Below are 23,646 nucleotides of genomic sequence, written 5' to 3'. Positions count from 1 at the left end.
TTTCCTATGGAATTTTTAGCGGTCTCGTGTCTAGTCTTCAAAACATTAGATTCTGCGAATGCTGATCCAGCGCCCTGGGCGGCCTGCTGCGCGCCGGCCGCCAGCGCCTTCGCTCCGGCGGCCAGCTTCGCGCCGCCGTCCGCCGCGCCTTCGAGCTTCGCGTCGAAGGCGGCCAAACCCTGCAGCAGGGCAGATTGCCCCTGCTGCAACTCGCTCGCGCCGGCAGCCAGCTTGTCGCCGCCGGCTGCGAGCTGGTCCGCGCCCGTGGCCAGTGCCTTGGCCGCGGCGATCAGCTTCTGCAGCGCCTCATCCTGCGCTGCATCCGGGCTTGCGGCGGCGGCATAGCCGTCGAGGCCCGCCGCCAGCTGTGCGGCGCCGGCGGCGAGCTTCGCTTCCGCCGCCTTCGCCGATGCGGTTCCGGCAGCCAGCTGTGCGCCGGCTTCCTTCACCTTCGTAGCGCCGTCCTTCAATTGGCCGGACGCCGCACCCAGCTTCGACAAGCCGTCCGACAGTGAGGACGCGCTCTTCGATAATGCCGACGCTCCAGCGGATACCTTCGCTGTGCCGTCGCTCAGCTTGCTCACGCCGCTCTCAAGCCCGAGCGTGCCATCCGCTAATTTCGCTAAGTTCTGCTGCAGCGTCGCAACTCCGTCCTTCGCTTTGGATGCGCCGTCATGAAGCTTCGATGCCCCTTCGCTTGCATCTGCGAATCCATCCGCCGCTTTGCCAAACTGCTCAAACACCGTCTCCGCATACGATTTGGTTACTTCCTTGGATACGGTGGATTTCAGCTCTTGCACTGCCGTTACGCCTATTTTCGCCGCGGCGAAGCTCAAGCTTTCATTCGTAACATAAACCAGCTGTGATGGCTTCGGATTCGCATCGAGCAGCGTAGTTGCCTGTTTGGAGAAATCCGAAGGGATTTCAAGCGCCATATAATAGTTCCCGTCTTTCAGGCCTTGCTCCGCTTGCACCTTATTGACGAAAGCCCACTTAAACTTATCATTATCTTCTAGCTTCTTAATGAGATCATTGCCGATAGCCAACTGCTTCCCGTCCAGAACAGCACCCTGATCCTCATTCACGACAGCAATCGGAAGATTGCTTGTTTTCCCGTACGGATCCCAGAACGCCCCTACCAGCATGCCGCTATACATAATTGGAATAAATAAAATGCCGATAACCGAAATCAACACTTTCTTATTTCTTACGATATCGAGCAGCTCCTGCCCGAACAACCGAATCCCCTGCATCATAATCTCCTCCTCAACTTAACTCAAGTTCAACAACTGACTGAATTGTTCATTTGGTCAATTTCTTTTAAAAAAAGAGAGCGTTCTGCTTATACGCCCTGCTCTTCCCCTCGCCTTGCACAGATGCCGTGCCGAAACAACGATGTGAACTGCTCCGCTACTTCTTCCTTCGTTAACGGATCATGCCTTTTGCTCCACTCTGCAGCTAAAGCCAAATACATTCGAATCATGAGGAATGCCGTCAATGAAGGATCCATCTCGCGCAGCTCGCCTTTTTGCTGTGCCAGCTCAATTTCACGCTCGATGAATAAAATAATGGCATCCTCCATCAAGGACAGCCCTTCTTGCACGGTTGGCGTGCCAAGTTCCCTAAACTCCTGCGCCAATTTAATGAACAGCTCATGTGTTTCCCGGAATTGAAGCACCCCATGCAAAGCATCCGTCAGATTTTCGAAAAACGAGCGTGAAGCGTCTATTCGCACCACGACCGCCGCCTTCATCTCTGCAGTAAGCTGGCGGATAATCTCGCCGAACAATTCTTCCTTGGTAGCAAAAAAAGTATAAATCGTCCCTTTGCCAACGCCAGCAAGCTTCGATACGAGATCCATCGTTGTCGCTTTATATCCAAACATCGTAAACGACTTTTCTGCCGCTTCTACAATGAGCCGTTTTCGGTCTAACGGTTTCCGTTCCTGCATGTGTACTACCACTCCTTCTGAACCGTCTTATCGAACAACTGACCAAAACACCATTCTGGTCATTCGGTCATACAGTCAAAAAGTAGTTTACCACGTCTAGCCACTTCTCTCAAGTGGCACATTTGCTTTTTTTTCGATGAAAAGGATGGCAACGCAATCACCATCCCTTCCCCGACTATATCCGTTTACAAACGATAATCCTTCTTCACAATCTCCAGCGTTTCCAGGCCCCGCTCCGCCCAACGTTTCAATCGGTCCAGATCAGCCGCTTCCGACTCTAAAGCATGTACTAATGACTCCAGATAGGGCGGAACCTCGCCACGATAAGGCTCAAGGTCTTGATAAGCCGTCAACGCCTTCTCATTATGGCTAAGCGCACGCCGCTCGTGAAACATCGGCACATCCGGATCGTACGGATAATGCAAGTTGCCTTGTTGGGGATGTTTTAGCACAGCTAATACCTGCACCACAGCTCTTGGCCCGCCAATCTCTATTACTTTGCCAGCGTAAACGCCCGTTTTATACGTCATTTGAACGATGCTATCAACCTCAGGCTGCTGTTCAATCGAATATCGCATCTTTTTACAACTCCTCTTCGTCTATATACCGATTATGCAGAATACCGCTAATAACCTAAAATTTAGCTTAATTTATTGCCCTACACATTGGCAACTGCCAATTGTCATCTTGTGTTTACAGGCAGAACCATCGTAATATGGTAATAAGATAATTGCCGCATAATGTGCGGTTTTATTAATGATGCGGTTAGAAAAGTAGGTGAGTCCATGCGTAAGAAAAGAGTACTGCTGCTCTCCGAAGGATTCGGCTCCGGACATACACAAGCCGCCTACGCTCTCGCGGTTGGCATACGGCTCTCGTCACCCGGCATTCAGACCCGCGTCATCGAGCTAGGGAAGTTTCTTAACCCTGTCGTAGGTCCTTTAATAGTGTCCGCTTACCGGAAGACCGTTAGCAAACAACCGAAGCTTGTCGGCATGATGTATAGAAGCAATTACAATAAATCGCTCAACCGTTTCACCCAGCTTGCGCTGCACCGCGTGTTTTATACCCATACCTCGCAAGTGATTGACCAGTTGAAGCCCGATTTGATTGTCTGCACCCACCCCGTTCCGAATGCAGTCGTTTCTAGACTGAAGCGGCTTGGGCAAGAAGACGTGCAATTATGTACGGTTATTACCGATTATGACGCACATGGCACTTGGATTAGCCAAGAAGTGAATCATTACTTAGTTTCTACCCCTATCGTGAAGCGCAAGCTGATCGAACGCGGCGTTCATGAGAACCGTATAGAGGTTACTGGCATTCCAGTACATCCTAGCTTCTGGCAGACAAGCGAACGCAGCGAAGTGCTTAAGCATTTTGGGCTTCGGGACATGCCTACCGTGCTTGTTATGGGCGGCGGCTGGGGCCTTATGGACGACGATGACGATCTTCTGGAGTACATGACAGAGTGGCGCGAGAAAGTTCAACTTATTATTTGTGTGGGCAGCAACGAGAAAATGCGTGAGAAAATGCTGCAACATCCGCAATTTAACCATCCGAATATTCATATTCTTGGATTTACACGCGAAGTCAGCAAGCTGATGGACGTTGCAGATTTGCTCGTTACGAAGCCCGGCGGCATGACCTGCACAGAAGGGCTGAGCAAAGGCTTGCCTATGCTGTTCTACAAGCCGATTCCAGGCCAAGAAGAAGAAAACTGCGAATATTTTGTTCAAAATGGCTTCGGCGAAAAGTTGCATACGCAAGATACGATCACCAAATGGTTCAAGCGGCTGCTTGACAAGCCATCCTTCATGGAATTCCGCCAAGCGCTTCTGAATAAGCGCAATGAACAATATAACCCCAAAGAATGTACAGACGCCGTCCTGCGCTATATGCAGTGACGGCGTTTCATTTCTCGCCAGCCATGAATATTCGACAGTCAACCCGGGTATAGTTAGCCCATAGAGCAGGAGGGATCGGTGTATGCAAGGGAAAGGTTTAGACGGCAAAACAATTATTCTGCGCGTCGAGCTGGACGCTCGAAGCGTCGGCTTTGGCGCTGCGGCTGCTGCAATCGAAGCAGCTGGCGGAGATATGATCGCAATCGACGTGATCCAGACTGGGCGGGACCGTACGGTTCGAGACTTAACGGTCAAAATCGGTGATTCGGCCAGCACAGAGCGCATTTCGCAATCGCTATCCGCCGTACCAGGCGTGAAGCTTGTCAATGTATCCGACCGAACATTCCTGCTCCATCTGGGCGGCAAAATTACAATCCAGCCAAAGACGCCCATTCAAAACCGCGACGACCTGTCGCGCGTTTACACGCCAGAGGTCGCACGCGTATGCACCGCCATTCATGAGGACCCCTCCAAAGCTTTTACGCTGACGATCAAGCGCAACACTGTAGCTGTCGTATCCGACGGCAGCGCGGTGCTCGGGCTTGGCAACATCGGTCCGTACGCCGCAATGCCTGTAATGGAAGGCAAAGCGATGCTATTCAAGCAATTTGCGGATGTCGATGCTTTCCCCATCTGCTTGGACACGCAAGATACAGAAGCTATTATTGCTGCGGTGAAAGGAATTGCCCCTGGCTTTGGCGGCATCAATCTTGAGGACATCTCGGCTCCGCGATGCTTTGAGATCGAGCAGCGGCTTCGCGATGAGCTGGACATCCCTGTCTTTCACGATGACCAGCACGGCACTGCAGTCGTCCTATATGCCGGGCTTCTAAATGCCCTTAAGCTTACTGGACGCACGCTTGCCAACGCACGCATCGTCGTGTGCGGCATCGGTGCAGCCGGCACAGCTTGTACCAAGATGCTCCTCGCAGGAGGCGCTCGCGACATTGTCGGCGTTGACCGTGTCGGCATCCTGACGGTAGACAAATCCTACGCCAATCCGATGTGGCAATGGTATGCGGAGCATACCAATCCTAAGCGGCTATCAGGAGGCTTATCGGAGGCTTTGGCAGGTGCAGATGTATTTATTGGCGTATCTGCAGGGGGCATCCTGACACGCGCTCATGTCTCGTCTATGGCACCTGATCCGATCGTGTTCGCCATGGCGAACCCTGAGCCCGAAATTCGCCCTGAGCTGATTGAAGATATCGTCGGCGTATTCGCTACCGGCCGCTCGGACTATCCCAATCAAATTAACAACGTGCTCTGCTTCCCAGGCATCTTCCGCGGCGCGCTTGACTGCCGCGCTACGACCATCAATGAACCGATGAAGCTAGCCGCTGCCGAAGCAATCGCTTCCGTCATCGGCGCTGACGAACTGAGCCGCATGTACATCATCCCAAGCGTCTTCAACAGCCGCATCGTCGAAGAAGTGCGCCGCCGTGTCATCGAGGCTGCCCAACTCTCTGGCGTAGCCCGCCGCCAGCCCCGCGAGTAAGTACGCGTAGAGCTAGTAAAGCTTTATCTCCTCAAAATTGCCCATAACACTGCCGTTTAAGCTTGTGATATGGGCAATTGACATATTTGCATATTTGCACACTTCCACACACCACCTATCTCGCAAACTTCCCTCCCCTGAGTGAAATGCCTATATCCCGTTTCTACTCCCCAGTGTCCCATGTCTGCCTATTTTGATTGATCATACTCTTAAACGCTCCTATCCTGCATTGCCTTTTTCCTGAGTGAAATGCCTATATCGCTGCTCTTATACAGTTTCTTGCGTGCGTTAGTACTTCTCGCTCTTCCCAGCAACGAAAGCTCCTCTCGCCTAATCCGTGATATAGGCATTTCACTCAGGGCTGGATCATTCTTGCGTTAGAACCACCTGGTTTTATGCATAAAAAAGCCTCCACACGCCAATCATTCTGGCGAATGTTGGCGCGCGGAGGCGGAAGTTGGCTGATGGACGCTGTGTTGCTAAGTGATTATTTTAACTTAATCGTAAAGGCTACATTGCTCTCGCCAGCAGGGACGATGATTGTGCTGCCCTCCACCGACGCCGAGGCGCCGCTGACCGAAGCGATTTCACCGATGCTGTTGAGCGTTACGCTGAAGGCTTTGCCGCTCCCTTGAAGGGAAACGTTGATGGTTTGGCCTTCACGAGCAATCACAACGGTTGCTTCGACCGTACCTTTAACATCGCGTACGGTCGCTGCCGCGCTGCGGCCATCCTCCAACGCATACACGTTGAAATCGACACCGTTGACATAGTCATAGTCAGGACGCAGATCGTTGGCGCCGAAGGCTACGATAGAGTTCGGGCGGGCGAACAGCGGCAAGCTGTCGAAGCCATAGCTTTCTTTGTGCCAGCCCGGCTGCTTGGGCTCGCCCGTCAGTACATGTGTCCACGTCCCGCCCTGCGGCAAGTAGTACTGAACTTCACCACTCTCAGTGAATACCGGCGCTACGAGCAGGTTTTCTCCGAACATGTATTGGCGATCAAGGAACTCCGATGTCGGATCATCTTGGAACTCCAAAATCATCGCACGCATGGATGGCAATCCCCGTTCTGGCGCTTGCGCAGCAGTGTCGAACAAGTACGGCATGAGCCGAGATTTCAGCTTCGTGAAGAACCGTGTAACGTCGACAGCCTCTTGATCGTACGCCCAAGGCACCCGGTACGATTTGCTGCCATGCAAGCGGCTGTGGCTAGAAAGCAAGCCGAAAGCAAGCCAGCGTTTGAACACATGCGTTGGCGCCGTATTTTCGAATCCGCCGATGTCATGGCTCCAGAAGCCGAAGCCAGACAAGCCAAGCGACAGGCCGCCACGCAGGCTCTCTGCCATCGACTCGTAGTCGGCGTAGCAGTCGCCGCCCCAGTGAACAGGGAATTTCTGTCCGCCAACCGTAGCGGAACGTGCGAACAACGCCGCTTCGCCTTTGCCAAGCTTCTCTTCCAGCACGTTGAATACAACTTTGTTGTAGAGCTGGGTGTAGAAGTTATGCATTTTGAACGGATCGGAACCATCATAGTATACAACATCAGTCGGAATACGCTCGCCAAAGTCGGTCTTAAAGCTGTCGACACCCATATCGACAAGATCACGCAGGTAGCCTGCGAACCATTCACAAGCGGCTGGGTTTGTGAAGTCAACGAGCGCCATGCCCGGCTGCCATAGATCCCACTGCCAAACGTCGCCGTTCGCTTTTTTCACGAGATAGCCATTTTGCTTGCCTTCCTCGAAGAGACGGGAGCGCTGCGCAATGTATGGGTTGATCCATACACAAATTTTGAGCCCTTTGTCCTTCAGGCGCTTCAACATGCCAACTGGATCCGGGAAGGTGCGGTCATCCCATTTGAAGTCCGTCCAGTGGTATTCCTTCATCCAGAAGCAGTCAAAGTGGAAAACATGCAGCGGCAAGTCGCGTTCTGCCATGCCGTCTACGAACGAGTTAACCGTCGCTTCATCATAGTTCGTCGTGAACGACGTTGTCAGCCACAAGCCGAAAGACCATGCCGGCGGCAATGCCGGTTTGCCGGTCAGGCCGGTATATTTGCCCAATACATCCTTAATCGATGGGCCATCAATGATGAAGTACTCGAGCGATTCGCCTTCTACGCTGAACTGGACTTTTTTCACTTTCTCCGAGCCTACCTCGAAGGAAACGAGCTCTGGCTGATTAACGAATACGCCGTAGCCTTTATTCGACACGTAGAATGGGATGTTCTTATAGGTTTGCTCCGAGCTTGTGCCGCCGTCTTGATTCCAGATGTCGACTGTTTGGCCGTTTTTGACAAATGCAGTAAAGCGCTCGCCAAGCCCGTAGATGAACTCGCCTACGCCCAAGTCCAACTCATCGCGAAGCCAAGCGCGCTGTTTGCCTTCCGTAATGTAAGCCATTGAGCGCGGGCCGCTAGCCGTCAGGCGCTCGCTGCCGCGATAGAAAGCAACGCTCCATTCTTCGCCTTTGCGAATATGGGCACTTAAGGTGCCGCTCGCCAGAATAGTCTCATTATCCGTTTCCGTAATCGTAACATGCCCGCTCGATTGCGGTGTCAGCTCGAATTTCGGCCCTCGCTCCTGCACGCCTGCATAGTGGACCAGCTTCACGCCGATAACGCCCGGCGCCGGGGAATGAAATTTCACCGTCAGTTGGAGCGTATCAAGCATATTGCCGCGGCTCATAATCGGAATCGGTGATACGTAAGCTGTGAGTTCTTCTCCCCGTTGTTCTACCTCATGCGCTTGAACAGCGGATTTTACCGTGTAACCTTCGCGAATAAGCCAGTTTCCGTCATGGAATTTCATCGTTTTATTCCATCCTTTCGCCTGCCCAAAGTTCTATGTCTCTATCCTTAGAATTTCATGATTGGCTTGTGCTTTTAAATTGTGTTAAGTTGTATTATACTGATTTAAATAACCATCAACTATCATAATAATGCTAATTAGTAGCACAATTATGATGAAAGCGCAGGTCGGACGAAAATGGATATCTATACAAAACATTCCCTCCGCGAAGATCGCCTGCATGGGGATGCCATGTTGCCGCTGGCAACGTATTGGATCGACAAAGAAGCCGGGGAACCTGTGCTGGATGCCCACTGGCACAAGGAAGCAGAGTTTTTCTGTGTAATAGAGGGAGAAGTGCAATTCCAAGTCGATACCGAATATTTTGCCGTTCAGGCAGGGGAAGCCGTCTTCATTAATGGCGGCGACCTCCATGCAGGCCACGCTGTGGAAGGGGCATCCTGCAAATTTTGTGCAATCGTCTTCGATATCGGATGGCTGTCTAGCGCCAGCTATGACGCCATTCAATCAAGCTTCATTGCCCCGCTGCAGGAGCGCCGCCGCACGTTTCCGAGGCATATTCGCCCAGATTCGGAATGGGGACGAACCGTTCTGGGACATTTGGCAGACATGAGGCATGATTATGAGGCCCAAACGCCTGGCTATGAAGCTGCGATGAAGGGGCGCATGCTGCTTATTTTTCACGCAATCGCCGCTGCTGGACAATGGCGCAACCGCACCATCACGAGCGCTTCCGAATTAGCCAAAATCGATAGGCTCAAAACCGTCATCGTTCATATTCAACAAAACTTCGACCGCCGGCTGCGCATTCAAGAGCTAGCTGATCTTGTGCCGATGAGCGAAGGGCAGTTCATCCGATTTTTCAAATCGATGACCCGCAAAACGCCAATCGAATATATCAACACGTACCGGATCCGAAGGGCGGCAGAGCTGCTGCGGAACACCGACCGCAAAATATCCGATATTGCGCTAGAGGCCGGCTTCGACCATGTGAGCTACTTCATTAAAGTGTTTCGTAAACAACAAAAAACGACCCCTTCCGAATATCGGAAAGAGTCGTCGCAGGATAGTGAAATTCATAACGAGCTAGAGTAAGCGGCTTACAGCGCACTTCCGCCGTACACGAAGCGGTATTCCCAATGCGTGCCTGCGATGCTGCTGATTTTGACGCCGCCTGATTCTTTGGAATACGTGTGCAGGACTTGTCCGTTGCCCAAGTAGATGCCATCATGCGTAATCTTCTGCTTCGACTTGTCGATGCCGGCATATGCGGAAGCACTGGAGCCTTTATATGACATGAAGAAAATGAGATCGCCGCGCTTGAGCTGATGCCAGTCGGTTACGGCATTGCCTTTGTTCTGGACATATTCCCCTTGCTGGCGGGAGTCCGCAGGAAGCTTCAGGCCGATGCCTTCCAGGAACATCGTCCGCACAAGATCTGAGCAATCGAATGTCGTCGTCGTGTTGCGATTCGATCCGAATTCGTACGGCGTGCCGAGATATTTCATGCCCGTAGCGATAACTTGCTCGATCTTGGCTGCGTTGTCGCCAGTACTCGCTCCGTTGTCCGGTGTGCTCGGATCTCCTGTATTTCCACCACCAGCGCTGCCGCCTGGCACCGCTCCGCTTACAGTAATATATTTCGATTGGGAGCTGATATAGCCCCTGCGCCCCTGCTGATCGGCAACCTCATACCAGTAGGCATTCGGAGCGCTAATCACTTGCACTTGGTCGTTCTTATGCAAATATCCAATCGCCGAACCACTCGTGGAAGGGCTTGTCCGTAACGTAACCGTCGCAACGATCGTGCCATTCGTGCTGCCTTGTGACGGCGTGCTCGATGGCGTTATCGATAAATATTGGCTGGAAGTCGATACATACCCAACAGTTCCGCGGGAGTCCTGTACTTTATACCAATAAGAATTCGTCTGCTCTAATACAGTAATCGATTCGCCTTGCTTCAACATACGGATAACGTTTCCTGAAGTGGACGGCTGCGTACGCATATTAACGCCTGACTGTACCGTTGCTGTTCCGGCCTGTGCTGCCCACACATCTGCTGCCGGCACCATAACTGCACCTAGCGCGAGCATAGCCGTAATTGAAGCTGTGATAAGCGGTTTTTTCATTTTGGACGAAAATGTTCCCATGTTGTCATACCCTCCGTTGTTCGTGATGTCTACCGTCTATTCACCATCGGTAATCCTTCTGTCTCACGGAATATGACCTCATTGTAGTTTCAGATGGACAATGGAGCATCCGACCTACATCCTAACTTGTTTATCCCTATCCCTAGGCACATCGAACCTTGCCATCTGGAATTGAAAACGCAAACAAACAAAAAGCGCCCAGCGGGCGCCTTCTCATGTTTCTCATTATGGCCAGCAATACAGTGAAAATGCTGCCGGCTTTTGTTAAAACATTCTCACGGTTCCATAACTTTAGCCTTGCAGGGAAAGATAGGCCCCAAGAACCACTATATACCTACATAACCAGCGTAACCAACATTTACTAGCGCCCGCAGCGTGCCTTCCCAACTAACTATCGACAGCTGGCATTGGCGTGCTGATATAAGGCTCTACATGAACATGCACACTCATGATGTTATGCTTGCACTCCATCTGATGCTCAATTTCATCGCTAATCTGATGGCTCTCTACCAGTGACAATGACGGGTCAACGAGCACGATCACATCAATCAGCACATTGCTGCCATGTACGCGGGCTTTGATGTCTTTAATCGATCGCACGCCTTTGGTCCGTTCAATCGTGCCGCGTAGCGCAACAAGCTTCTTCTCGTCAAAGCCATCCGTCAACGCATGTGTCGAGCTGTAGAAGATATCCCATGCCGTCTTGCAAATAATGATGCCGACAGCGAAAGCAGCAACGGTGTCTAACCAAGCGAATCCCATTCTCGCGCCAACAATGCCGATTGCTGCCCCGATACTAACCAACGCATCAGACAAATTGTCCTTGGCCGCCGCCAATAGCGCTTGGTTATTAATTCGCTTAGCCAGCTTTCGATTATAGTTGTATACGAGCAGCATCGCCGCTGCCGCTGCCAGCGCCACCCAAGCTGATGTTAAGCCTGGCACTTCGTGTGTGCCTGAGAACAGTGACCGTACCGCATCAATAAGCACCTGAATGCCGACCGTTGCCATAATGAACGATGCAATGAGCGCTGCAATCGTCTCCGCACGAAAATGGCCATACGGGTGGTCCTTATCCGGCGGTTTCTGCGAAATGCGCAAGCCGACCAGTACGGCAACCGACGCTACAATGTCCGTTAAGTTGTTGAATCCATCCGCGGTCAGTGCCAGCGAGGCGAACCAGTACCCTGCAAACAGCTTAACGCCAGATAACGCTAAGTATGCGCCGATACTGATCCAGGCTCCTTTTTCCCCCTGTTTAATGTCCGCGTATTGATCGCCATTCGCCAACGTTATTACCTCCAAATTCCCAATAACAGCATCCCATCTAGATTACCCCAATATTCGCCAATCATCCGGTTTCCGCTCCATAAAAAAAGCAGCCATACGCTAAAATACGCGCAGACTGCTTCGTTTGCTTTATTGGGATTTAAAAATAGCCGAATGGATTGCCGTCATCCCTGCCTGGCTTGTTGCCTGCGGCATCGGATTGGCGTTGACCGTCGCGCCGCTCCGTCCCTGGCGCTGCCGTTCTGTCTTGCTCATTATCGTGCTGATGCTCGTGATCGTGCTCATGATCATGTTCGTGCACATGGACATGATCATGCTCATGTTGCAGAGGGGACCCCGTCTTCGCCAAGTCAGCCGGAGCCGCCTTTGGCTTGCCGAACTCAAGCCCACAATCTGTGCAATACCGTGCAGCCAGATCATTCTCTGTATCACAGTCCGGGCAAATGACGCGAATCTCGCCCATCGTCATCTCAGGCTTTGGCTCTGGCTCCGTGAAGCGTGTGCCGCAATCTGGACAGAACTTAACGTTCACTGGAACGACTTTGCCGCAACCGCAACTCTTCTCCAGCTTTACGCCTTGGATTTTATCCTCGATTGTGTCAATGTCTTGTTTTAATGCCCGCAGCTGCTCGCAGCAGGAGGCTACGCGTTCCTCGGTCTCCGCTGTTTCGCCGTTCATGTAGGCGTGGAACATTGCCTCGCCCATCTCCGTGTACAGCTTTGTCATTTCCTTCTCGCGCGATGACTTCTGGCTGTTCAATCGGGTAATCTCTAGCGTCTGCTGCGCCTTCCTTGCCGCATCAGTTGCCCCTTGCTTCACTCGCTCAAAAATAGACATGCAGATCCCCCCAATGTTCGTGCAATATAAGTTGGTTCTCATTAACCGCACGATGCGGCGTTTAATCAGCATTCGACAAAAAAGCCTGCAAGCAATTGCGCCTGCAGGCTTGGAGTTTACGATTCAAAGCTTCGCAACGTCTTACTCTGCCGGATACATCCGTTCGCGCATCGCTTTTACTTCCGCATTTTCCAGATACTCGTCATACGACATCATGCGATCGATCAAGCCGTTCGGCGTAATCTCGAAGATCCGGTTCGCAACGGTTTGAACGAACTGATGGTCATGCGAGGTGAACAGCATCGTGCCATCAAAGTCGATCATGCCATTATTGAGCGCCGTAATCGATTCGAGGTCCAAGTGGTTCGTCGGTTCGTCCATGACAAGCACGTTCGAGCCGGACAGCATCATCTTGGACAGCATACAACGAACTTTCTCGCCACCGGACAATACGCTTGCTTTCTTCATCGACTCGTCGCCTGCGAACAGCATACGGCCGAGGAAGCCACGGATGAACGTTTCGTCCTGATCCTTGGAATATTGGCGGAGCCAGTCAACCAGTGTTAGGTCTACACCATCGAAGTACGCCGAGTTGTCTTTAGGGAAGTACGCTTGCGTCGTCGTAATGCCCCATTGGAACGTGCCGGCATCCGGCTCAAGCTCGCCCATGATGAGCTGGTACAAGACCGTTTTCGCTAAGCCATTAGGGCCAACGAGTGCGATTTTGTCGCCTTTGTTCACGGTGAACGTCATGTTGTCGATAATTTTCTCGCCGTCAATCGTCTTCGTCAGGCCTTCTACGAGCAGCAGCTGTTTGCCCGCTTCGCGCTCAGGCTTGAAGTTGATGAACGGATACTTGCGGTTCGACGGACGAATGTCGTCGAGCGAGATTTTGTCGAGCATCTTCTTACGGGAAGTTGCTTGCTTCGACTTCGATTTATTCGCGCTGAAGCGCTGAATGAACGCTTGCAGCTCTTTGATTTTGTCTTCTTTCTTCTTGTTCTGGTCACGTTGGAGCGTGAGCGCCAGCTGGCTGGACTCGTACCAGAAGTCGTAGTTGCCGACATACATTTGGATTTTGCCAAAGTCGATGTCCGCGATATGCGTACAAACCGTGTTCAGGAAGTGGCGGTCATGGCTGACTACGATGACAGTGCCTTCGAATCTCGCCAAGAAGTTTTCCAGCCAGTGGATCGATTCCATGTCCAAGTGGTTGGTAGGCTCGTCAAGCAGCAGGATGTTAGGCGTACCGAACAACGCTTGCGCAAGCAACACGCGAACTTTCTCGTTGCCGCCGAGCTCCTTCATTTGCTTATCGTGGAACTCTGTGAAAATGCCAAGGCCATTAAGCATCTCTGCCGCTTCGGACTCCGCTTCCCAGCCGTTCATCTCAGCGAACTCAGCTTCGAGCTCGCCTGCACGCATGCCGTCTTCATCTGTGAATTCGGCTTTTGCATACAGAGCGTCCTTCTCTTGCATCACATCATACAGGCGCTTGTGGCCCATAATTACGGTTTGCAATACCGAGAACTCGTCGTATTCGTAATGGTTCTGCTTCAGTACAGCAAAACGTTCGCCTGGCGTAATGTGCACTTCGCCTGTGTTGGCTTCGATTTCGCCGGACAAGATTTTGAGAAAAGTCGACTTGCCCGCACCGTTGGCGCCAATCAAGCCGTAACAGTTACCTGGCGTAAACTTAATATTAACATCTTCAAATAGCGGGCGCTTGCCGTAGCGAAGCGAGACGCCTGACGTACTAATCATTGAATGGATCCCGTCCTCTCAAACATGTTCATCGCATCATTATATCATAAATGCCCGCTTCCGTCATAAGGTGTGCAAAAACGGGATCGGTTTCCAGAGAACGGCGTTCAATCGCCGCTTGGAAGCCCATCCCGTTATGCATGATGAAGCTAGTTTAGATGCTGATTGCAGCGAAAGCTAATCGTTTTGCTTAGTTCCAGTTCAGCTTTACTTGGTTGCCCGTCTCTGACGACTCATAGATCGCATCGAGAATCCGGTTGTTCGTATAGCCTGAAATAGCAGAAGAGATCGGCGTCGTGCCATCTTGGATCGATTGGATGAAATGGCGAGCTAGCAGCTCGCGCTCATTCGAATCATCAAGCGGCGCGATCTCTGTCGTAACGACCTCGTTGTCAACATGCGTAATAAACTTCGCTGTGTTGCCAACGTACGAGATGCCTCCCTCGGATCCCATCAAGTGAATAAATGGCTCGTCGGACATATCAGCCGCATGTGCCGCCCAACTGACATCAAGCGCGAGCGTAGCGCCGTTGTCCAGCTTAATGAGAGCCGTTGCCAAGTCCTCGACATCGTAAGTGCCTTCCCAGTTCGGCGTTCCCCAGTTGCCCGTGCCGCGTTTATGCGGGCCAAACTCCGCATAGGTTGTGCCGAAAACCGACACCGGGCGAGGCCCGCCCATAAAGTGAAGCGCCAAATCGATCATATGGACACCGATATCGATAAGCGGACCGCCGCCTGCCAGCTCCTTGCGCGTGAACCATGAACCCCAGCCTGGAATGCCTTTTTTGCGAATCCAGCCGCTTTTCACGTTATAAATGCGTCCCAGCTTGCCTTCGTCGATTACAGCTTTCACTGCACGCGCTAGGCCGGAGAACCGCATTTGCTGTGCGATAATCAATGTTTTGCCTGTACGCTCTTGGACGTCTACGATTTCTTTTGCTTTCGCCGAATCAATAGCCATTGGCTTCTCGAGAATGACATGTTTGCCAGCCTCAAGAGCTGCGATCGTTAGCGGAGCATGAAATTGGTTCGGCACTGCAATAACGACAGCGTCCAGCTCTGGATCAGCAAGCAGCGCTTCCGGTGAAGCATGCGTCACTGGGATGTTATATTCCGTTGCACGCTGCTCTGCGAGTGGCAGGTAGGTATCGGTAACGGCTTTGAGCTCCGCAACGTCAGCGAGTTTATTTAAAGTTTCCATATGGATCGCACCGATAGCGCCAGCGCCGATTACGCCAAAACGAATGCGGGCAGTTGTTGGGTTTGCCATGATTGGGTTCCTCCGATTTAGTGCCGGGTTTCACTTGCGATGATGCACCGGCAGGATGTAGTTCCATTATAACGCTTCCATTATCCGATAACGATGCGCCGGATTGGCATAGTATTGTCCGAATTTGCTTTCTCAAGGCAAAAAACAAACATAACAGGCGGGACAAGCGTTCTATGCAGCAAATAGCTGCCACACGCCGCCAGCCATTCGCTTCGCTGATTAATATCGGGTAAAATAGGGAGATCAAGCATGTGACAAGAAGCGGAGGTAATCTTGTAATGAAGCTACTTTCAATCGAACCTACACCGAGCCCGAATTCCATGAAGCTGAATGTCGATGAATCGCTCCCGCGAGGGCTGCGGCATACCTATACGCAAGACCGCGCAACAGAAGCGCCTGAGCCGCTGCGCGCCCTGCTCGCGATCGAAGGCGTGCGGAGCGTATTCCGCACCGCCGACTTTATCGCGCTGGACCGCAAGCCTAATGCGGACTGGCAAGCGATTCTAGCGGAAGCGCGCCAGCTGCTGTCGGCTGGCGATCCAGCTGGGACAGGCGCAGCCGCGGAAGGGGCTTCGCCTTCGGCCGACAGCTTCGGCGAAGCGCATGTGCTCGTTCAGCTGTATCGGGGCATCCCGATGCAGGTACGGGTTCGCATCGGCGAACGCGAGGTGCGCGCTGCGATGGCACAGCGTTTCACCGATGCGGTGCAAGCGGCGGCAGGCGCAACGATGATCCGCGAGCGGAAGCTAGAAGAATTCGGCATTCGTTACGGAGAGCCGGAAGAAATTGCGGCGGAAATCGTAAGGGAACTGGAAGCTGCTTATACGGAGGAACGGCTGGCTGCCTTGGTAGAAACATCGGTCGCGCAAGGGCCTGATGCGCCATCCGATATGCCGGTTCGCCCTGCGCCGCTTTCGGCTGTTGAGGTGCTGGCGGAGTTTGATACGGCAGCGGACTGGCAGCAGCGTTATGCCGCTTTCGACCGGCTTGCGGCAGCTACGCCGGAGGCCCTGCCGCTGCTGGAACGCGCATTGAAGGACGACAACGCCTCCATCCGGCGGCTAGCCGTCGTCTATCTCGGCGATCTGCGCAGCGCGGAAGCGATGCCGCTGCTGTTCGCCGCGCTACGGGACAAGTCCGTCAGCGTCCGCCGGACAGCTGGCGACACACTCTCCGATATCGGCGATGCCGTTGCGATCGGCCCCATGATCGAATCGCTGCGCGACAGCAACAAGCTCGTCCGCTGGCGGGCGGCCCGCTTCCTCTATGAGGTTGGCGACGATAGTGCGCTTGAGGCGCTGCGCGAAGCGATGTCGGATGCCGAGTTCGAAATCTCGCTGCAGGCGAGCATAGCCGTCGAACGGATCGAGCGCGGCGAGGAAGCCGCCGGCTCGGTCTGGCAGCAGATGACGCAGCGGAACCGCGGCGCTGACGCTGCTGGGGCGGCCGATTCGGAGTAGGCAAGCATATTAAAAGCGCACGGACAAGCGATCACCTCGCTTCCCGTGCGCTTTTGTTGCTTGTGCGCAAACATAGCGCTGGCGCGACAATAGGGCAGGTTTCTATGCCCTATTGGGCGCTTGGCGCCGCTTGCGCGACACTGCCCACAGCTTTATCTCGCTGACGGAATAAGCTCGATGTGCAGCAGCACCGAACCATCCGTTCGATAAGGAATGCTCCGAACGGAGTATCCTTCCTTGATTCCCGCACCATCAATGGCTACGCGGATATCATCTTGCCACGACTCGCCGTCCATGTACCGGATGGTCAGCTCCAGCATTCCCCGGGCGGCGATGTCCGCCAGCTTCCCCGTGAGTGAGGCAAGCGATTCCACTGTCCGCTCAGGTTTCAACCAGTCCAATCCGATCGCCGTTTCCAGCTTCGATAAGCTTGCCGCCGCAATATCACTGGCTGTCTTTTGCTCCGTATTAAGTACACTAGCATAACTAACAACCGCCTTCGGATAGGGCTTCGTCCACTTATGATCCGCACTTATCTGGTCATCTGTCAGCATATAATACCGATATCGCACCTCGCTGCCAATCGACTTGGCAAGAACCGTATCCTTCAGTGCTTTCGTATCTGGTGCAGCGTCATCCCACGTCGCATCAAGATGATACCAGTTGCCACCAAGCTTAACCAAGTTCCATGCATGATTGCCGGACTGTACTGTGCCCTCTGCGATCTTATCCTCAAATCCCGCTTTCTCCAACATCCGATGCATGAGCAGCGCGTATCCTTGGCACACCGCTTTTCCGTTCACCAATGCATCATAAGCAGTGTAGCGCTGAAGCGAGGTATCGTACTCGACCCGTTCAACGACCCAATCATGAATCGCTTTTACTTTCTCGTGGCCACTCATTCCCGGCTTCACAATCGTAAGTAAAGCATCATCCGTGATCCTGTCAACCTCCGCCGTCTGCGCAGCAGATTCACGATAACGAACAATCAATTGCAAATCCGCCCGCTCCGCGCGCGACCGTATCGTATAGTAATAGGAGTCCATCACGTATGCCGTATAATCATCAGCAGCTATTGCCTGCTTAATGGATTGCTTAATCCTAGCTTCCGAGAAGCCCACCCCACTTAATCGGATCGAAAAACGCTCAGTGCGCGCTTGCAAATGTTGATGGATGCTATCGACTAGCGACGGCTCATTTTGCACGAATTGGGCTGGACGGGCGGCAGAATTAAGCCATTCCGATTGTTTCAGCAGCTCCATCAACTTCCATCCCCCGACTATAGCTAGAACGATCGCCAACACCATGATCCGAAACAAACGCATAGATGGTTAATCCCACCTCTCCACCCATTCTAAGTAATTACCATTTATTATAACCGAACCATAGGGATTCAGAACGTCCTCCGCCAGCCAAGAATCAATAATTCGATCATAAAAAAACACGTGCCAGTACCGGATATACCGACAACCTGCACGTGTAAGCTAACCTACAAGGCCTTGCTGTTAACTCGTTGTAACAATGAATACAGTAAGCTTTTCTTTATTCCACTGCACCTTACAATTAAATACTTCGCTGACGAATCGAAGCGGTACAAAGGTCGAACCGTTCACTAACTGTGGTGCAGCATTCAATTGAACCTTTTGATTATTACTGTAAGCAGTCTTGTTGCCGATCTGCAAATAGACTTTCGTTGAGCCTTTTTGAGCTTGAATCGTCTGCAAGCCCTGGTCCCAGCTTACCGATGCTCCTAATCGCTCGAATATGTCCCTTAGCGGTACCAGCACACTCCCGTTATTCATGAGCGGCTTCGGATCAATATCAACTTCCTGGCAGTCCATGAATATCCGAATCTCCGTGTTCTTAGCATACGGATTGTCCGATGCGAACGGATCACATGCAGCATCAACAGTTCCTGCTTGATTATCTGTTAAAGCAGGACCCTCTTGTTCTGCCATTGGATTGCCGGATTGCATGTCTGCCAACTGCTTGTTTGTAGGGCGAAGCGTTATAATGCCATAGTCCATGACAAGCAAGTCACCATTAGCTTTCATATAGATGTCACTGGTGGAATACCCGTCTATATAGTGAAATTTAAAACGGAGCTTTCCGTCCCGATTGAGGCTATAGATACTGCCATCATCGTCAGAGAAATATACATTGCCGAATGAATCCGCCACTAGCGGTTCATCACCAAAAGTGATGCCCAACTTATAGGTCCAATTCTTAACGCCATGCTTATTCATTTGGACAATGCCTGCGGAGTCGACAAAGTAATAGTTTCCTCTTCCATCCCCCGGAATCAATGAACTGGCCGCTGAGTTTTCAGGATCCGAAATGATCTCCTTTTTGCCATCCATTGAACGTATGAGCGATCCACCGACATTCCGTTGATTAAGCAAGTACTCATGATCATCGGTCACTAGCAGATGGGAACTATACCGCTCTCCTTCAATAGGCGTTTGCCATAAAAGCTTACCATCCAAGCCCATTCCGTAGGCTACTCCCGTCCACTCATTCACTGCCACTACCCTATCATTCTTGGCCGTAATATACGTCAATTCGATATCACTAAAATAATTAGCGTTACTGTAACCTGCTACCATTGGCTCTGATTGTTTAAGGACAGAAATATTAGCATTTTTCCAGCGAAGTTTGCCACTCGTGTCGAATGAACCGAAGCCCTTATCGGTATCCACATACAAATTTCCTTGGTCGTCAAAGCTAGCGTTCCTAGGAGAATACGTAGGCGTCGCGACGGAAGCGTCCAGCGTATAAGAAATTGTTATTTTGCCCTCTTTATTAAAAATGAACGCTTTAGCTGGATGATAAATAAACTTGTTATCTTTATTCCCATATTCACCAACCATCTCGAAAGCCGAGCATTCGTACACGCCAATCTGTCCCCCTGGCGTTATAGAAATGAACCGCAATGAGGAGTCTGTGCGAGGAAAAGTATAGGTCCACTCCAGCGTACCTTCTTGGGTATACGCCATGATTGTGTTTGCGTCAGTGTAATAGAACATCCCATCTGCTCCGGCTACAAAATCAACATCATAGTTTGAAAAAGGAACATAAGATGCTACTTCATAAGGTACGCTGCCTGTCATTTGATAGTGATGATAACCCAATGTGTAGGATGTCGACTCTTCTTTTTGAACGCCTTGAGCAGCCATTGCATGCCCTAAAGGAATAGCTTCGCCTGAAGCTATTAGCATGGCAATAATCAAAACTAACAATCCTAATTTCTTCACAATAAACCCCCGACTAATTAATAAAATGTATTCATTTGAACCATAAATGTAATTTTCATGAAATAAATCCATATTGTCAATCACTATTTAAAATGTTTAAAACAAAAAAGACGGCTAAGCCTAATGCTTAGCCGTCCTTACACTTTTCCCAGGCCGGATCGAGCACGCTCAATTACAGTGACACCGGCAGATAGGCCTTATTTTTTTGACGCATATCACAATTAATCGCTATGTTTCGCAGCAGCAGTCTCCACTATAGCTGTGGCTGTAACCGTGGCTTTCGTTTCGGCATCAACACTTGCTGCCGCATAGCGGTTCGCCGGGATCGGCACGCCCAGATTGCCGCGCAGCGTATCGCTCTCGTATTCCGACCTGAACAGCCCGCGTTCTTGCAAAATCGGAACGACTTGCGCAATGAAATCCTCCAATCCGAACGGCACGGCTGATGCGATCATAAAACCGTCAGCTGCGCCTTGTTCGAACCATTCCTGAACACGGTCCGCCACTTGCACAGCTGTTCCAATAAAGGTAGGGCGAGGCGTTGCCGCCGCAAGCGCAACTTGGCGAAGCGTCAGCTTCTTCTCCTTCGCTACTGCTTTGATTCGATCAGTATGGCTCTGGAAGCTGTTGCGGCCTATCTCGCCCAGCTCTGGAAACGGCGCATCTAGATCATATTGGGAGAAGTCATGATGGTCGAAGTACCGGCCCAGATAGAGCAGTGCATTTTCCACCGATACTAAATTAACGACCTCCTGGTATTTGCGCTCCGCCTCTTCCTCGGTGCTGCCGATAACCGGAGCGATGCCTGGGAATATGACGACGTGGTCCGGATTCCGGCCAAACGAAACAGCGCGCGCCTTCACGTCCTGATAGAACGCGATCGCTTCCTCAATCGACTCGTGGCCAGTGAACACGGCATCCGCTTCCTTCGCCGCGTAGTTCTTGCCTACTTCGGATGATCCCGCTTGGAAGACGACCGGGTGTCCCTGCTTCGAACGCGCGATGTTCAGCGGGCCCTGTACGGAGAAGAATTCACCCTGGTGGTTCAACGTGTGCAGTTTGGCAGGATCAAAGAATACCCCGGATTCCTTGTCGCGGACGAAAGCATCATCCTCCCACGAATCCCACAACCCTCGTGTCACTTCCAAATATTCCGTCGCAATCCGGTAACGTTTCCCATGGTCGGGATGCTCCTTCTTCCCGAAGTTAAGTGCCGAGCCCTCCAGCGGAGAAGTCACGACATTCCAGCCTGCGCGGCCGCCGCTTATCACATCCAATGAAGCAAACTGGCGCGCCACCGTGAAAGGCTCACTATAGGAAGTCGACAGCGTCCCTACGAGACCGATCCGTTCGCTAACGGCAGCCAGCGCACTCAGAACCGTAATCGGCTCGAACCGGTTTAGAAAATGCGGGATCGACTTCTCGTTAATATAGAGGCCATCAGCGACGAAAGCGAGATCAAATTTTGCAGCCTCAGCTTTCGCGACCCAGCTTTTGTATAGCTCAAAATTAACGCTCGCATCCGCTTGAATATCGGGATGCCGCCATAACGACGTACTGCTTCCCACTCCATGCAGCATAGCGCCGAGCTTGAGTTGTTTCCGTTTAGCCATCGTTCATTTCCCCTTTGCGTTCTATGGTGTTCGAGCAGAGGCTCTGCAGCTTTGCTGCGATTATTAAATTATTAAATTCCTATTTGTTTAGTGAGAATTATCTAATTAATAATCTACCACCAGCTTGCAATCTGCGCCAATAGACATTCTCTATTAATCGATTGAACATTTGGAGTATCTGGTTCCATTGTACGAACTACAGTGAGAAGACCACCGATAGCACCAACACTGACGCCAACCACTGCGGCGCAAAAAAATAAGGATGCCCCAGCCATTGTGGCTTGTGGGACATCCCCTATTGCGTGCTTTTCCGTCACGTATCATCTATCCAGCTGAACAGAGATACCCTCCGTAAGAATGTTACAATGCGCTTTTAAAACCGGTCACTCGCTCGCTTTCCTCCCATAGCTTTCGCGCTAATTGCAGGTCATGGCTTAGCTTGGAAGAGCGCGCTTCCTTGCAACGAATGAAATATTGGCCACTGACACCCTCTACTTTGGGTGAGGATGCTAGAAATACCGAAGTAGCCGCACCCTTTTCAACCGGAATCATAAAAGGCTTCAGCGCCGCGAAGGAGAGCATCTCAAGGCCCGTCAGCCGTTTCGCAAAGCTTGTTTTTACAATCCCGGGATGAAGACAGTTTGCCGTTACACTCGATCCGCTTAACCTGCGCGCTAACTCATACGTAAACAGAATATTCGCCAGCTTCGATTGCCCATAGGCCCGCGAAGGCATGTATTTATGCTTTTTATGAAGATCATCTACATCTAACTTATACATCTTATGGGCCATTGAGCTGACTGTAACGATTCTCGAACGGCCGCTTGCTTTGAGCAAATCTGCCAACAAACCGGTTAGCAGAAAAGTTCCAAAATGATTAACGCCCATGATCGTATCCAGCCCGTCAGCAGTCGGCGTCCACTCATTCATCATGATGCCCGCATTATTAATGAGAACGTCCAGCTTATCATACGTGCGATTTACCTCAGCCGCGAACTCCCTAATTGAAGCAAATGATGCCAAATCCACCTTTACCACATCGATTCGCCCGTTTCCGCTGCTAGCCATGATCTCCTTGCGGACAGCTTCCCCTTTTGCCGTGTCCCGGCAAGCGAGAATTAAAGAAGCGCCTTTCTTCGCCAACGCCTCAGCTGTTGCCCTGCCAATGCCTGAATTCGCCCCCGTGAGCAATACGCTACGGTCTTTCATATGCATGAATTCCCTCCTAATTATCCGATTTTCGCCCCGTATGAACGCGCAAATAGTACGGCTTGCTCTCTATCCATTCTCATGCCTGTGGCCGTAAACGATTTAAAGTCCACCCCGTCCAGCTTAGCCCCTCTTACATCCGCACCTTGCACCTTCGTTTTGGCCAGTACAGCCATAGTCAGGTCACAATCTCTTAAATCGGCTTTTTCTAAATTAGCTCCTGCCAAATCAGCTTCGTAAAATTTAATTCCACGCAAATCCTGTTTAACTAATCTAGCATGCCTCAAGTTCGTATAGGACCAATCGCCTTGCACAATCGTGATCCCATCCATATTGGTGCCCGAAAAATCCGAACCCGTCATTTTACATTGGTCAAATTTCGCAACAAACAGATTCGCTTCGTTAAAGCTGCAATTCTCAAACGCTGATTCCTTATGAATAGAACCGTTTAAGGAAGCGCCGCGAAAATCACATGCAATAAACCGGCAATTGCTCGATGCAATCTCATCTAACGATCCATTCGCAAACGAGCAACGCGTAAAGGTGCAGCTTATTAGCTCGCCGTACCGCAAATCTTGTGTGCCGAACGCGATTCCTTCGTATTTTTGATTGCTATATTGAAACATCATT

Annotated in this window: 18 protein-coding genes; 4 read left to right on the top strand and 14 right to left on the bottom strand. The window is 51.5% G+C overall.

The annotated features are described in order from the left end of the window. The 3 genes from GON22_RS19750 to kapB form a co-directional block, all read right to left on the bottom strand. The coding region (locus tag GON22_RS19750; RefSeq protein ID WP_160397835.1) for a YhgE/Pip domain-containing protein at positions 1 to 1,256 on the bottom strand (1,256 nt) is incomplete at its 3' end. Between the two features lie 86 nt (positions 1,257 to 1,342). Next, positions 1,343 to 1,951 (bottom strand): TetR/AcrR family transcriptional regulator, encoded by a 609-nt coding sequence (locus GON22_RS19745; RefSeq protein WP_160397834.1) that lies wholly within the window; start codon positions 1,949 to 1,951, stop codon positions 1,343 to 1,345. Positions 1,952 to 2,136: 185 nt separating this feature from the next. Beyond that, entirely contained in the window at positions 2,137 to 2,529 is a 393-nt protein-coding gene (kapB, locus tag GON22_RS19740) for a sporulation phosphorelay system protein KapB (protein ID WP_160397833.1), read from the bottom strand. Positions 2,530 to 2,736: 207 nt separating this feature from the next. Here kapB and GON22_RS19735 point away from each other — a divergent pair, with 207 nt between their 5' ends. Beyond that, the gene (locus GON22_RS19735) at positions 2,737 to 3,858 is read left to right on the top strand and encodes an MGDG synthase family glycosyltransferase (protein WP_160397832.1); all 1,122 of its coding nucleotides are present in this window, start codon (positions 2,737 to 2,739) and stop codon (positions 3,856 to 3,858) included. Between the two features lie 82 nt (positions 3,859 to 3,940). Further along, the gene (locus tag GON22_RS19730) at positions 3,941 to 5,356 is read left to right on the top strand and encodes an NAD-dependent malic enzyme (RefSeq protein WP_160397831.1); all 1,416 of its coding nucleotides are present in this window, start codon (positions 3,941 to 3,943) and stop codon (positions 5,354 to 5,356) included. Positions 5,357 to 5,843: 487 nt separating this feature from the next. Here the strand turns inward: GON22_RS19730 and yicI are convergent, their stop codons facing one another. Next, complete coding sequence (gene yicI, locus GON22_RS19725) at positions 5,844 to 8,168, bottom strand: alpha-xylosidase (RefSeq protein ID WP_160397830.1); 2,325 nt, start codon at positions 8,166 to 8,168, stop codon at positions 5,844 to 5,846. Positions 8,169 to 8,345: 177 nt separating this feature from the next. Here yicI and GON22_RS19720 point away from each other — a divergent pair, with 177 nt between their 5' ends. Further along, a complete protein-coding gene (locus GON22_RS19720; protein ID WP_160397829.1) occupies positions 8,346 to 9,263 on the top strand; it encodes an AraC family transcriptional regulator in 918 nt (305 codons plus the stop codon). A 5-nt stretch (positions 9,264 to 9,268) separates the two neighbouring features. Here GON22_RS19720 and GON22_RS19715 read toward each other — a convergent pair whose 3' ends face one another. The 5 genes from GON22_RS19715 to GON22_RS19695 form a co-directional block, all read right to left on the bottom strand. Continuing rightward, positions 9,269 to 10,318, bottom strand: coding sequence for a C40 family peptidase (locus GON22_RS19715; RefSeq protein WP_160397828.1), 1,050 nt, complete (start codon positions 10,316 to 10,318; stop codon positions 9,269 to 9,271). Positions 10,319 to 10,705: 387 nt separating this feature from the next. Next, complete coding sequence (locus tag GON22_RS19710) at positions 10,706 to 11,608, bottom strand: cation diffusion facilitator family transporter (protein ID WP_160397827.1); 903 nt, start codon at positions 11,606 to 11,608, stop codon at positions 10,706 to 10,708. A gap of 139 nt (positions 11,609 to 11,747) precedes the next feature. Then, positions 11,748 to 12,446 carry a zinc ribbon domain-containing protein gene (locus GON22_RS19705; protein ID WP_160397826.1) on the bottom strand — a complete coding sequence of 233 codons (699 nt, stop codon included), beginning with the start codon at positions 12,444 to 12,446 and terminating at the stop codon, positions 11,748 to 11,750. A gap of 141 nt (positions 12,447 to 12,587) precedes the next feature. After that, positions 12,588 to 14,210 carry an ABC-F family ATP-binding cassette domain-containing protein gene (locus GON22_RS19700; RefSeq protein ID WP_160397825.1) on the bottom strand — a complete coding sequence of 541 codons (1,623 nt, stop codon included), beginning with the start codon at positions 14,208 to 14,210 and terminating at the stop codon, positions 12,588 to 12,590. A gap of 190 nt (positions 14,211 to 14,400) precedes the next feature. Beyond that, complete coding sequence (locus GON22_RS19695) at positions 14,401 to 15,480, bottom strand: Gfo/Idh/MocA family protein (protein WP_160397824.1); 1,080 nt, start codon at positions 15,478 to 15,480, stop codon at positions 14,401 to 14,403. A 278-nt stretch (positions 15,481 to 15,758) separates the two neighbouring features. Here GON22_RS19695 and GON22_RS19690 point away from each other — a divergent pair, with 278 nt between their 5' ends. Then, entirely contained in the window at positions 15,759 to 16,940 is a 1,182-nt protein-coding gene (locus GON22_RS19690) for a virulence factor (RefSeq protein WP_160397823.1), read from the top strand. Positions 16,941 to 17,092: 152 nt separating this feature from the next. Here the strand turns inward: GON22_RS19690 and GON22_RS19685 are convergent, their stop codons facing one another. The 5 genes from GON22_RS19685 to GON22_RS19665 all read right to left on the bottom strand — a co-directional run bounded on the left by GON22_RS19685 (position 17,093) and on the right by GON22_RS19665 (position 23,642). Continuing rightward, on the bottom strand, positions 17,093 to 18,265 hold the full coding sequence (locus GON22_RS19685; RefSeq protein WP_160397822.1) for a transglutaminase domain-containing protein: 1,173 nt from the start codon (positions 18,263 to 18,265) through the stop codon (positions 17,093 to 17,095). 180 nt (positions 18,266 to 18,445) lie between these two features. After that, the gene (locus tag GON22_RS19680) at positions 18,446 to 20,266 is read right to left on the bottom strand and encodes a stalk domain-containing protein (RefSeq protein ID WP_160397821.1); all 1,821 of its coding nucleotides are present in this window, start codon (positions 20,264 to 20,266) and stop codon (positions 18,446 to 18,448) included. Positions 20,267 to 20,415: 149 nt separating this feature from the next. Next, positions 20,416 to 21,807, bottom strand: a complete 1,392-nt coding sequence (locus tag GON22_RS19675) for an LLM class flavin-dependent oxidoreductase (RefSeq protein WP_237179253.1) — start codon at positions 21,805 to 21,807, stop codon at positions 20,416 to 20,418. Positions 21,808 to 22,167: 360 nt separating this feature from the next. Beyond that, the gene (locus tag GON22_RS19670) at positions 22,168 to 23,016 is read right to left on the bottom strand and encodes an SDR family oxidoreductase (protein ID WP_237179252.1); all 849 of its coding nucleotides are present in this window, start codon (positions 23,014 to 23,016) and stop codon (positions 22,168 to 22,170) included. Between the two features lie 20 nt (positions 23,017 to 23,036). Further along, the gene (locus tag GON22_RS19665; RefSeq protein WP_160397819.1) at positions 23,037 to 23,642 is read right to left on the bottom strand and encodes a pentapeptide repeat-containing protein; all 606 of its coding nucleotides are present in this window, start codon (positions 23,640 to 23,642) and stop codon (positions 23,037 to 23,039) included. Positions 23,643 to 23,646 lie beyond the last annotated feature (4 nt).

The organism is Paenibacillus sp. MMS18-CY102 (assembly GCF_009789195.1).
Lineage (GTDB): Bacteria > Bacillota > Bacilli > Paenibacillales > Paenibacillaceae > Paenibacillus_T.
Note: the sequence above shows the minus strand (reverse complement) of the source record. Positions and strands in the feature narration are given on the sequence as shown.